Genomic DNA, 12,698 nt, shown 5'->3' on the forward strand with positions numbered 1-12,698 from the left:
ATTAAATGAATTCGACGGGGTTATGTGCTTTCCTTCTTAACTAGGTAAACATTATACAAACAAAATGAAACACTCGCCACATTCCAACAGGCGAGCGCTCCTTAATTGTCTGTGAACCAAAACGTTTTGGCTGGCAAGGTTTCGGTAATAAGTTGACCCTGACTAACGACATTACGGCATGGAGGTTGCCCGCGAATAAGATCCATTGCCGCCTCACCAGGAAGCATAATGAAACTAGCAGGTAGGCCTAAGCCAATACCGTAATCCTTAAGTTGTAACGTTTTGGCAGCTCGCAGGGTAATCATCCGAACGAGCTCATCTAGTTCCTGGCGCCCCGTCATATGGGCAAGATGTGCAGCCATATGAGCTGCTTGCAGCATATTTCCCGTTCCTAAGGGATAGAATGGCGTCCGAATATCATCATGAGCAATACTTACATTGATGCCAGCCTGCCACATCTCCTTGATGCGAGCAATACCACGACCTTTGGGATTGCTGTCGAATCGCCCTTGCATAGCGCTATTGATCAGCGGACAGCACACGATATGAATACCAGATCTGGCCACGAGGCCCAGTATTTTCTGAAAATAAGCTTCACTATAATAGGCTGTCGCATTCACATGTGCAGCAGTTACTCGTTCTCTTAAGCCCGAACGAAGGGCTAAATGAGCAACATTTTCTAAGAACGTGGAGTGGGGATCATCCATTTCATCACAGAACACGTGAACGAAGCATCCATGCTTTTCCGCAATTCGGAAGCAGATTTCCAAGGATGCTTCTCCTTCTGATCGCGTAGGTTCCAGATGCGGGACTGCACTTATGCCGTCAGCACCAAGCTCCAAAGCAAGCTCGAGCCGTCGTTCGTTATCTGGACAAGCACGAATCCCATCCTGCGGAAAGCCGATAACCTGCACATGCATGTAAGGCTTCACACGCTCGCGAAGCGCGAGAATCGCTCTTAAAGCAGTCAGACTTGGATCTGATATATCCACCATCGACCGGACATGAAGGACGCCCGATGAGATTTGCATCCGAAGCACCTTCTCCGCGCGTGCCATGACGTCCTCATACGTGAGTGTCCGCTTTCGTTTCTGCCATAGATCAATCCCTTCGAATAACGTGCCACTCTCATTCCAATTAGGCTCCCCCGCAGTTAACACGGTATCTAGATGAATGTGCGACTCCACGAAAGGCGGCAACAGCAAGTGCCCAGTCCCATCAACCTCTCGCTCGCCGTGATCGGCAACTTCACCCATTGCGACAATTTTACCATTTGCCACGCCGATATCTATAGGTCCTTGGAACTCATGATCACCGAGTAAACGAATTTGACGATAGACCATATCAAGCAAGTTAATCACCTCATATCTAAAGCTACGCGATTAATTATCACGCTTCATTTCAGACTCATGCCAGGAGCTTAGGAGCCATTTGGCAAAGGCATTCACTAACAGGAAGAAAACAATCCCCAGCGCAGAAGCGGATAACCCGCATGCGAACAAGTATGGTGTCTTTAATCGTGCAGCTGCGTACGTGATAGCATAGCCTAGTCCGCCTTGCCCCCCGCCAATTCCGGCAATGTATTCACCGACAATGGCGCCGACAACAGACAAGGTACAAGAAATTTTCAAACCCGCCACAATATAAGGAAGCGCGGCCGGAATACGAAGTTTCCACATTGTTTGAAAGCCATTGGCATTATACAAATAGAACAAATTGCTCATATTTTGATCCGTCGAATTAAGTCCAATTAAGGTATTCGATAGCATCGGGAAGAACCCGATTAAGAACGTAATGATCACGATCGCATTCATACCTGCATCGAACCAGATTACGATCAATGGTGCGATCGCAACAATGGGGATCGTTTGTAAAATAATCGCGTATGGGTACACGCTTTTCTCAATCCATTTCGAACTCGCAAGCAGAATAGCCCCCGCTATGCCTAGGATAATACTGAGAATAAATCCAAGAACAGCTTCGAAAGTAGTCGTTCGCACGGATACCCAAAGACCGCTCCTATTCTCGATAGCGGCTTTCACAATATCCGAGGGTTTAGGAACGAGATAGACTGGCGCGTGCGTCAAGGCTGCGATTAGCTCCCATCCGCCAATAAAGACTACGAACGCAACTAAAGGCGGCAGCAGCTGTTTGAGCAGCATCAACAAACGGCGACTAAACGACACGCCCTCCTCCATGCGACTCATCCAAGCTGCACGTTCACGAGCGGGAAATATTTCATCAGGTAATATTTGTAGGTACTTCGAATCGACAGCCATTGCACATATCCCCCTTCTTTATGACTTACAAATGATTTTGCCAGGATTGAGAAGCCCCTTCGGATCATTCTCCCGTTTCTTGCGTTCCATACTGCCCACTTCGCCACGTCCACCTTGGTCGAGCACCCAGGTATGTGGATCAAATATTTTGACACCAATAGATTCGAAAAATTCGATGATTTCATATAAGCGTTCTTCCGTTGTAAACCTTACAACAGGTAGGGCTGTAGGCGTCACAGCTCCGCCACTGCGCACCCATTCGACATGCAGATAGACTTCGTCGCTGTACTTCGATTTAATTTGTTTTATTTGTTCTAAGTAGCTATCCACTTTAAAGCCTGCTTGCAGATACGTCATCGATGCGTCTGTCTTCATCGCCCACAAAGTCGTGTGGTTCCATGTAAAGTCAGATACACCTATGGTTTTACGGTAGTTTTTGGCCTCGATCACATGACCGACATGACCTCCAAATCGCTTCGCAAGCATATCTACTAACCGCAGTGTTTCTTCAGCAAACTCCAACATAACAGCAGCCATTTCTGGCATAATTACTTTGCTAAAGGGTACAAAATAGGAAGGAATCGGCCATTCCATCGGTGCAATGAGACGTTTGGGAATCGCTTCTTCACGAGCGAGAGCCTCACCAAACTGCATCGCCTGCTCAAAAGCAGGAAATTGGGCTATGCCTTGTGTCCATTCAGTACGCGGTGAAAGTGGAATGGTGACCTCGGTCAAAATACCGGTAGTCCCGTAATTGTGGATATAGTTAAACAACTCAGGACCTGTAACAACGAGGCGTTGGGGCGTTTCTTCCATCGTATAAATCACAGCCTCAAGGACATTGCCATCCCACAGGTTGCCATGCATGATCGAACCAATTCCGCCAGAGCCACCGCTCACAAAGCCTCCAACCGTCGCCTTCACATACGTACTAGGGTATATGCGAATTTCTTGCCCCACTTCACGTGCCTTTTTATCAATAATACCTAGACGAACTCCGCATTGCAGGCGCGCATAGCCAAGTCCAATCTCCAGGATTTCATCCATTCGGCTTAGATCCAGAACGATCCCTTTCTGTAAGGGAACGGCCTGACCGTAATTACCAGTCCCAGCACCGCGTACCGTCACGGGAATGCCATGGCGATATCCAAAAGCCAAAGCCTTAGCCACTTCGTCTTCATTACGGGGCAGCACGACGACATCAGCCGATGCTATTCCCTCCAGCCTACGATTAAGTACAGGAGAGTACCAGTAATAATCTTTGGAAAGCTTATCTCTTGTTGCTTGATCAATGGATACGATTTCTTTCCCTAGTTGCTCTTCGATCTGATGAACCCAGGTAACTTCCGCTTCTGTGGACATGTTGTCTTCACCCTCTCGTCTTAATGGTCCAAAGCGTCATTCACAATGCGCACTAAATCGCTGAATTGCGTTGTCGTTCGGTACGATTCATCTCTTGGAAAAGGAACAGGTATATCAATACGTGCTGAGATTTTACCTGGTCGAGGTGTCATCACAACTACACTTGTTGATAAGAAAACCGATTCGAACACATTATGTGTCACGAACAACACGGTCATCGATTTATCCTGCTGCCAAATATTGAGCAGCTCCATCTGCAAGGTTTGACGCGTAATTTCGTCCAACGCACCGAACGGTTCATCCATCAGCAGCAGCTTCGGCCTCGAAATGAGCGCACGCGCGATGGATACGCGCATTTTCATACCACCAGAAAGCTGCCTAGGCAGCACTTTCATGTAATCCTTCAATCCAACAAGTTCAAGCACTCGCTCCGCTTCTTGTTGTTGGGTCTTCTTATCCACTCCACGTAATTCCAGCGGAAGCTTCACATTCGCTTCAACCGTCGACCAGGGTAAGAGCGTATGATCTTGAAACACAAAAGCGATGTCACTTTGCTTGCGCGCTTCCTTCGGAGTCGTTCCAAAGACATCCAACGAGCCTTTGCTTGGTTTGGATAAGCCTGTAATGATTTTGAATATCGTCGATTTCCCGCAACCCGATGGACCTACAAAGCATAAGAATTCACCTTCTTGAATGGTCAGGTTGACATCCTGCAAGGCAATCGTTCCGTTCGGGTAGGTCTTGGAGAGATTCGTCATACTCACGAAAGTAGAACCTGCGGTTTGTCGGCTAGCTGTATCAATCAGAGAAGAATTTTTCGACATGGTTGTCATCTCCTATACGTGTTAGTGGCTTACCAGATCTACTTGCTGATTTTGAGCGATTGCATATCGAAGGCTTGGAATGCAAGCAGCGCCTCTGCGATGTAAGTCCCATATTTTTCCGTCATAGCCCTACCTTTGGCCATTGATGCCGCTGTTGCATCTCCAGAGACGCCGGTATGAGAGAGATCATCCATCACCCAAGCGAAGGCGCGATTCCGAAGTGCCAAATAACGGGATTCCGGGTAATTCGGATACTCCGTTGGTGCTACATCCATGTTCACCCAATGCGGCATTGCCGCCATGACGATGGATGTTTCCATATCTCCTGCATGAATGCCCGCTTGTTTCTCTAGCGGTGTTATCCATTCATCAGCACCGCCGAGCCCGCCTGGATCTAAGCGAAACACAGCTAAACCCGTTTCGATGCGAATTTCTCTGCCCATCATGTTCAACAGATCGGTATTCCCGCCATGCGAGTTAACGAGAACGAGCTTCTGAAATCCGCTTCGCCGTAGGCTTTTGGCAATATCCATCACAACAGCCATTAACGTTGTTGCCGATAAGGTGATGGTTCCTGCATGACCTAGATGCTCTGTGCTCTTCCCGTAGGGGATAGCTGGCAGCAACCATATATTCGCTTCATCAGGAAGCTGCTCGAAAGCTTCTGTCAATAATACTTCCGAGATTAACGTGTCAGTAAACACCGGCATATGTGGACCGTGCTGCTCAACAGCTCCGACTGGCAGTACGATTAATGCATTTTCTTTGGGAATCTCAGCCACTTGTAGTTTACTAAGGCGTGGGAAGAAGCACTGATCCCAGGCTTTCCCTTGATAGCGATTGAATGTCATGCTGAGCACCTCCTGTAAGATGGGTCATCTATTTGCGAAAAAAGAACCAAACTCTTCAAAGAGGGGTTCTTTCTGCTTTCCAATTTTAAATGATGCACGCCTTATGCTTTCTTGGTTTGAAACTGCTTGATTGCAGCCGCAATGTCCGCCACTCGCTCTCCTAATCGCGCTGCCATCAGCAGCTCTCTAGGATCTGGCGAAAGTGAACTATCCGGCCCAGCTAAAGTGGATGCCCCATAAGGCGAGCAGCCAATCGCATCTGCCGTTAAGTACTCCGGATTCTCCGAATACGGCAATCCCACAAAGATCATACCGAAATGAAATAAAGGTACCATTGCGGTTAATATCGCTGCTTCATGTCCCGTATGAATGGATGCTGTACTATTAAATATGCCGGTCGGCTTGCCTTCAAGGGCACCTTCGATGCAAAGCTCACCAGCCATCTCAAGGAACAATTTAACTTGCGCCGGCATCGAGCCGTAATACGTCGGGAAACCCCATAGGATGCCATCAGCCCAACGCAAATCATCATTTGTCGCGATTGGGATTTCTTTTTGCAGCGCTAGCGTAGCTTCGTACTTCTGATAACGATCCGTTAGACGAAATTGCTTAGATAACGTAGAGGCGCTAGATGTCTTCTCCTGCATCGCATGGCGTCTGTCTTTATCAGGTGTGATCACACGATTCACATCCGCAGCCATTTCGGGTATACGCACAATTCTTACAGGATGCGCACCTGATTGGCTGGCACCATCTGCAACGGCTTGCGCCATCTGATACACGTGACCAAAGGCACTGTAATAAATGACCAACAGATTAGCCATCTTGACGGTTCACCCTTTCGCGAATTCGGGCTTTTGGAACGATACAGCTTCACTTGCCTTTTGCCAGAACTGAGCTAAGGCATTGTTGTTCCACGCAGCTTTCGTGCCAGGGGATCTGACGAAGCGTCCTTGGCTGTACACCCATCTGCGTTCAGGGAGCATGGTAAAAATTTCTTCGATTGAACTGCCATCTACGATGACGAAATTGGCTGGACAACCTTCTGTAATCCCATAGGCAGAAAGTCCAAGAACCTTTGCGGGAGCTTCCGTGATCATCCGCAGCAATGTGCGAAGATCTGCGGGTCTGCCCATATGCGCAGCATAGGATGAGATCAGTGCTATTTGAAGTAAATCCCCTCGCCCGAAAGGGTGAAATGGATCATGAATATTGTCCGATGCAACTGCGATTGGAATGCCTCGCTCATGAATTTGCTTTAAGCGAGTGACGCCCCTTCTCACAGGGAATGAATCCTGTCTGCCTTGCAAATACAGATTAACGGCAGGCAAGGAAACTGCCTTTAGTTTGGCCTCTGTCATCTTGTCGATGATGCCGCCTGCATCTTCATCAGTCATCGAGGCTAATGCACACAAGTGATCAACGGTCACTCTGCCCTCATAGCCTGTTTCTTTCGTGCACTCTGCTACATATTCAACCGTTCGCATCTGGGGATTATCGGTTTCATCACAATGTAGATCAATTGGAACATCGTATTTCTCTGCCATTTTGAAAATAAAATCAATATCATCCTTCGGTGTTACCGATAAATGTGGTGCACCACCGATACCATCCACGCCCATCCGTAAGGCTTCCTCAATGGCTTCATTATCCAGAGACATGAAATTGTAGGGACACATCGGGAAAAGCTGCAAAGTCATGTATGGCGCTAAGGCCTCTCTGGCTTCAAGTGCGGCTTCAATTGTGCGTAAAGCGATGTCCCGTGAATATCGAAGATTGAAATCCAGATGCGTGCGAATGTGTGTGGTACCAAAAGACAGAGCCTGCAGCGCCGATCGCATCATTCTAGCTTTAATCTCGTCTTTCGAGAACGTAGGCGATGCCGCCGAGTAGTTGCGAACCGCCTCTTCCAGCGTACCGCTGATATTCTCCACGGTGGTTAAGGAAAACGCTTTGTCGAGATGCATATGCGAATCTACAAAGCCTGGAAGTACGATTTTACCTTGTAGATCAAGTACTGTGATGCTGGATGTTTCTACATGTTGATCAGGATTCCATGATTCGAGCGAGGTTAAACTGGGAGCAGCGGCATCTGCTTCTTGTATGCGAATATGCGTCCAATGACCATCGCGAATCGAGAGACAATATAATTCCCCTTCATTTAATAATGGCAATCTGACGTTACATAGATCGATGTTGTTGTTAGAAGCCAATGCCGCCACCTCCCGAAGTTTTGTTTATTTTTTAGGCAAGAATTGTGTTGTGAACACTTTATCAATATTCTCAGCAGTCTTCAGTACGCCCACTTCAACTAATTGCTTCTGCACTTCTTCCCATCTCTCTTTGGTCATAATGCCTGTGCCTTTAGTCGCTGCATCGCCACCGAATACAAAGTCCATTTCCTTCGCTGCGCTGTATTTCATCATGTCGAGGCCCATGTCTGGGTTTTTCGTTTGAATGCTTGGATTAATCTCATCGGAATGATCTTTGTAGTAATCCCAACCCTTCACCGTCGCTTCAACGAAGGCTTTGACTTGATCCGGATGCTCTGCGATCATCTTCTCCGTTGTGAAGTACACACCTGCGTAAATTTTATAACCAGAATCGGCAACGAGCAGCGTACCGTATTCGACCTTCTGTTGATCCATCGTGAATGGCTCTGAGGTCACATAGCCTTGCGTTAGCGCCGTTTTATCACTCACAAAGTTCACTAATTGACCTGTATATTTCATTTCTTGTGCGTTCGTTAATTTGTATTTATTTTTGATAAATTGCCAGAAGCTCGCCGTGGATGCTACATACACTTTATGACTATTTAAATCTCCGAAGTCTTTCACACCGGCATCTTTATGATAAAACAAAGCTTGTGGACTCTTTTGCATAGACGTTGCAATCGCCACTACTGGTATTCCTTCTTGTCTGGCTACCAAAATATCATCACCGTTCGCCATCCCGAATTGGGCTTTACCAGAAGCTACAATCTGTGTTGAGGATACAGAAGGACCACCAGGCATCAATGTCATATCAAAACCAGCATCCTTGTAATAGCCTTTCGACAAAGCAGCAAAATTCCCACCATGCTCAGGCTCCGCGAACCAGTTCAAGACCACCGTTGCTGGAACAATCGGTTTGGCGGCTGGTGCCGCTGACGTTGCAGGAGAAGCCGCCGCCGCCGTTGGTGCTGCTGTTGGCGCTGACGAGGAAACGGGAGTACTGGAACTTCCACATGCGGCTAACAAACTAGAAATCATCACTAAACTAAGGGATACAGCAGCTGGGCGTTTCGTTGCAAGTGCAAGAGTACGTTGAAATCGTTTCATGGTTAACTTCCCCTCCATATTTGGTTTTCTATGTCTACAAATCTTGTTTAACCTTGAGTCAAATATACGTTTCACAACTTGTCTCCGTCAACGAATAGACTGACGTTTTGTATTTTTACACAATAAAAGTACGGCTTTTCATTACTTTTACAACTTTAATATTATTGTAAATTGAATAATACTACTTAAACCCGAACATTATACCTTGGAGCTAAATCGTCCCAACCTCTACACCTAATTCTCTTAGCCAACGACGATATGCTATGGAGAAGCGATCTACCTTATGATTTAACTCGACTTGCAGATCTAGAGGCAGCAGCTCAGGTTTCTGCGTCTCAATGACCCTAGCATCCTGCTCAAACACGATGTCTTGGAATTTAATGAAATTCGCATCATCAACATCGTACGCATAGTTACGTGAAACCATCATGAAGACAACACATTCTTCAGCAGCTACAGGCAGTACGGTGAGCATAATCCATAACGTTTGACCATTACTTGGATCCGCCTTCGATAGTCTAGCTGACAATGGCCGATACACTTCCTTCATATAGACATATGTAGTACCCTCACTTTTATCTGAACCCGAATGTGCAACAGGCTGGAAAATCGGAATATTTTCGATATAGATGCGATCCTCTTCTTTCACTACCTGGAAATCAGGAAGCTCGGCATAGTCTGGGTGACCCAGTAAATCCTGATGGACGAACATTAAGTGAGCGAAGTCTGTGAAATTTTCAATGACACGCGTCCCTGCTGCAGCAACCTTATAGGGTCCGCACGGAAGTGGGTGGTACTCTGGATTCGCAAACTCTTCGAAATGCGGGATTGGGGCTGCGGGTTCACCAATACATACCCAGATGAAGCCATATTTCTCTTCACAAGCGTACGTCAGGGCTTTCGCGCGAAGCGGAATTTTCTCGCCTTTGGGTTGTGCAGGAATACAAACGCACTGTCCCGAGGAGTCGTACTGCCAGCCATGATACGGACAAACCAGCACATCATCCTTGACCCACCCTTTGGATAACATGGCTCCACGATGGACGCAGAGATCTTGCATGGCGTGAACGCCTCGCCTTGAGCGATAAAGAGCTACTCTTTCTCCTAAAATGATGACACCTACCGGTTGATCTTTCAGCTCCGATGCAAGGTACACCGCATGCCAATCATTTTCAAGAACGGGATCATGTAGACGTTGTAATGCCATAGAATTCATCCTCCTCTAATTGGACCTACATTTGATTCGCAAAAATAGGATACTGCCCCGCTAACTTACTTCTAAGTACGTCAACTCTGGCTTGCGCTCTTCTCAAAATCTCCTGCTCATCAATCCATGTGCTCTTCCCATGCTCCACAACGACTTGCCCGCCTACCATCACCAAATCGACGTCATTCCCGTTAGCATTATAGACAAGGGCTGAAGAAGCGCGATGCACGGGACTTATATGGGCTTTCATCATATCAACTGTCACTAGATCTGCTTTCTTCCCTGGTTCGAGGCTGCCTAAATCCTGGCTTCGGCCAACAGCCTTTGCCCCATTCACTGTGGCCATTCGCAGGACATCCATCGGAGGCAGCAATGTGGCATCCAACTCATTCACCTTGTGCAAGCAAGCAGTAAATTTCAGCACTTCGAGGTTATCTTGGCAGTTGTTGCTGCCAGGACCATCTGTTCCTAGCGCAACATTGATGCCCATCCGCAGCATCTCAGGTACCCGTGCAACGCCGGAAGCTAGGTACATATTGGAAACGGGACAATGGATGACCGATGCTTGTTTTTCTTTGATGAGGTCGAGCTCTCCGTCATCCAGCCAAACACCGTGGACAATCTGTGTCTGATCGCTGAGTAAGCCCACTTCATTTAGAAGCTCCAAATTTCTAAGACCGTATCGCGCCATCGTTGTGTCGATTTGTTCACTCGTTTCTGCGACATGTACATGAGAAATGAGCTTGCGATCTCGACTGAACACGGCTGCTTGTTCGAGATATTCTCGGGAACAACCATATAAATTGAGTGGTCCGAGCGCTATTCGAATGCGGCCATTTCCTGCACCTTCCCACTGATCAAGCAATTGATCTGTGGCGTTGAAAATCTGCTCACCTGTCTCGCGCAAGCGAACCTCTCCTGCTAGGTCGGATCCTCCTCGTGCCAAATGTCCACGAATCCCTGAATCAATCATTGCTCTTAACACACTGGCATCATTCTCTGGGTACGTATGGATGTAGTGATGATCCATCATATAGGTAGCGCCTGATTTCAAATTCTCGATGCACCCAATCAATGCGGCCAAATAGAAATCCTCCGGTTCCATCGCGAGACTCATCGGCCAAATGATCTCTTTCAGCCACTGGGCTAAGGGGGAGTGATCGGATACGCCTCGCATGAATGTTTGAAACAGATGCGTGTGGCCATTCACGATGCCGGGGATTACTACTTTCCCCTCTGCGTTATAACGGTAGGAGGACTCTGTGAGAAGATGATCTAAACTGCCATCTGATTTCCATTCGCCAACTTCACAGATAACATCATGTTCCATGTACACATAGCCTGGTTTGAACATTTGGTTCGTGGCATTCATTGTCAGGACGGTTCCGTTGTAGATGAGTTTTTTGGTCATGCGGCACCTCCTCGCTTAATTTAATGTTATGTTATCTAACACTAAATTAATTCTGTTCAATTTATGTTATATTAATTAACATGATTATATGAACACTTTCGTATATCGTCAACACTTTGTGTAAATGCATATCACAAAAATTGTTTCGTTTATTTAAAAATATTGTGATTTTTAATTAACATTAGTTGTATTTCCAATGTTTTTCGTGTCGTATTTTGAAAATAGCAAGAAATACTGAGCAATTGTATATATTTTTAGATAATGAATAGGAGTGATGTTTATGTTAGATTTGCACGTTCTGGACCCTGTCGATCAAGAAATTATTAAGTTGCTGCATGAGAACAGCAGAATGTCCTACGCAAAAATCGGTGAGATTCTGAATCTATCGCGTGTTGCGATTCAAAAGCGTGTTGAAAACCTTATTGACAATGAAATTATCGAAAATTTTACGATTCGCTTGAATGCAACGAAGCTAGGGAAGGTAGTTAGTGCATTCTTCGAAGTGGAAGTGGAGCCGCGCTTCGCGGAGGAAGTGGGAAACACACTTTCGGCGGACCCGAATGTGGTGTCGATCTACCAAATGACGGGAACCAGCTCCTTACACATGCACGCTTTGTTAAAGGATGATGCTGCGCTGGAGGAATTCCTCTATAAGAACATCTACAAGCTGAACGGCGTTGTGCGCGTGAACACACAAATGGTGATTAAAAGATTCAAACAAGGGACGGGTTTGGAGCTTTGATTTGGACTATCTGAGGGCGACTAGGCGAGAGGATTGATCGAGGAGAACAGATTGGCTACTATAAGTGAGCTTGTGGGTTGAGGTACTATTGATGGGATTGGAATTGGTTAGTTGGTGAGGTGGAGACTTGATAATAATGCTGCTGAATAAGAGAATTGTGGCAGGCTTGGGTGTTGAGTAGCATCATTAATCGATTGTAAAGAGAGCCACCCGCGGAGATTTACTATTAGGTCGAGAAGTCTCGGAGGGCGTGCCCGCTCAGATTCAATTAACTGGAAAAACTCCAGCTATTTCGTAAGTTTAGGGTGAAATGTAGAGAGTAGATGGAAAAAGTACATCTAATACTCTCGATTCTGTTGATTTCGGCGGATTCGACTGAAAACAGCTGTACTTTTTACAGTTATTTCAAATAAAGCTAAGAATGACATGAAATTAACTACATATTTTCCATCTATTTACTTTTATATGAGCGCCTAGGCTGGGTCGCGGGTGCGGGTTGGGGTTCTGGTTTGGGGTTCTGGTTTGGGGGCGGGTTTGGGTGCGAGTGTGGGTGTGGGTGCGAGTGTGGGTGCGAGTGTGGGTGCGAGTGTGGGTGCAGGTGCGGCTGCGGGTAATAGTGGCGGCGTTGCGGTGGCACTTAACACCAGCTACCTCCCCCAAGAACAAAAAGCTGTTTCCAAGTAGATCTTTCCACTTGGAAAC

12 protein-coding genes are annotated in these 12,698 nt (G+C 46.7%); 2 read left to right on the plus strand and 10 right to left on the minus strand.

Translation table 11 applies throughout. The features are described 5' to 3' along the window. Positions 1-101: 101 nt before the first annotated feature. From ASL11_RS32190 to ASL11_RS32235, 10 genes are all read right to left on the minus strand, one after another. On the minus strand, positions 102-1,343 hold the full coding sequence (locus ASL11_RS32190; RefSeq protein WP_063795759.1) for an amidohydrolase family protein: 1,242 nt from the start codon (positions 1,341-1,343) through the stop codon (positions 102-104). 39 nt (positions 1,344-1,382) lie between these two features. Further along, entirely contained in the window at positions 1,383-2,198 is an 816-nt protein-coding gene (locus ASL11_RS32195; protein WP_235550648.1) for an ABC transporter permease, read from the minus strand. Positions 2,199-2,297: 99 nt separating this feature from the next. Further along, on the minus strand, positions 2,298-3,641 hold the full coding sequence (locus tag ASL11_RS32200; protein ID WP_056624303.1) for an FAD-binding oxidoreductase: 1,344 nt from the start codon (positions 3,639-3,641) through the stop codon (positions 2,298-2,300). A 20-nt stretch (positions 3,642-3,661) separates the two neighbouring features. Beyond that, positions 3,662-4,465 (minus strand): ABC transporter ATP-binding protein, encoded by an 804-nt coding sequence (locus ASL11_RS32205; protein WP_056624306.1) that lies wholly within the window; start codon positions 4,463-4,465, stop codon positions 3,662-3,664. A gap of 38 nt (positions 4,466-4,503) precedes the next feature. Continuing rightward, positions 4,504-5,316 (minus strand): creatininase family protein, encoded by an 813-nt coding sequence (locus tag ASL11_RS32210; RefSeq protein WP_056624309.1) that lies wholly within the window; start codon positions 5,314-5,316, stop codon positions 4,504-4,506. Between the two features lie 101 nt (positions 5,317-5,417). Then, the gene (locus tag ASL11_RS32215; RefSeq protein ID WP_056624312.1) at positions 5,418-6,140 is read right to left on the minus strand and encodes an NAD(P)H-dependent oxidoreductase; all 723 of its coding nucleotides are present in this window, start codon (positions 6,138-6,140) and stop codon (positions 5,418-5,420) included. A 9-nt stretch (positions 6,141-6,149) separates the two neighbouring features. Then, positions 6,150-7,529, minus strand: coding sequence for an amidohydrolase family protein (locus ASL11_RS32220; RefSeq protein ID WP_056624317.1), 1,380 nt, complete (start codon positions 7,527-7,529; stop codon positions 6,150-6,152). A 24-nt stretch (positions 7,530-7,553) separates the two neighbouring features. Next, positions 7,554-8,636 (minus strand): ABC transporter substrate-binding protein, encoded by a 1,083-nt coding sequence (locus tag ASL11_RS32225; RefSeq protein WP_056624321.1) that lies wholly within the window; start codon positions 8,634-8,636, stop codon positions 7,554-7,556. Between the two features lie 211 nt (positions 8,637-8,847). Beyond that, entirely contained in the window at positions 8,848-9,843 is a 996-nt protein-coding gene (locus ASL11_RS32230) for an aromatic ring-hydroxylating dioxygenase subunit alpha (RefSeq protein WP_235550644.1), read from the minus strand. A gap of 25 nt (positions 9,844-9,868) precedes the next feature. Beyond that, positions 9,869-11,254: an amidohydrolase family protein gene (locus ASL11_RS32235; protein ID WP_056624327.1), complete on the minus strand. Its 1,386-nt coding sequence runs from the start codon at positions 11,252-11,254 to the stop codon at positions 9,869-9,871. A gap of 280 nt (positions 11,255-11,534) precedes the next feature. On the opposite strand from ASL11_RS32235, the gene ASL11_RS32240 reads away from it, so the two are divergent. Both ASL11_RS32240 and ASL11_RS36845 read left to right on the plus strand, forming a co-directional pair. Then, positions 11,535-11,996, plus strand: a complete 462-nt coding sequence (locus ASL11_RS32240; protein ID WP_056624330.1) for an Lrp/AsnC family transcriptional regulator — start codon at positions 11,535-11,537, stop codon at positions 11,994-11,996. A gap of 534 nt (positions 11,997-12,530) precedes the next feature. Beyond that, positions 12,531-12,680 (plus strand): hypothetical protein, encoded by a 150-nt coding sequence (locus ASL11_RS36845; protein WP_157257132.1) that lies wholly within the window; start codon positions 12,531-12,533, stop codon positions 12,678-12,680. Positions 12,681-12,698: the final 18 nt, after the last annotated feature.

The organism is Paenibacillus sp. Soil750 (assembly GCF_001428045.1).
Taxonomy (GTDB): domain Bacteria; phylum Bacillota; class Bacilli; order Paenibacillales; family NBRC-103111; genus Paenibacillus_E; species Paenibacillus_E allorhizoplanae.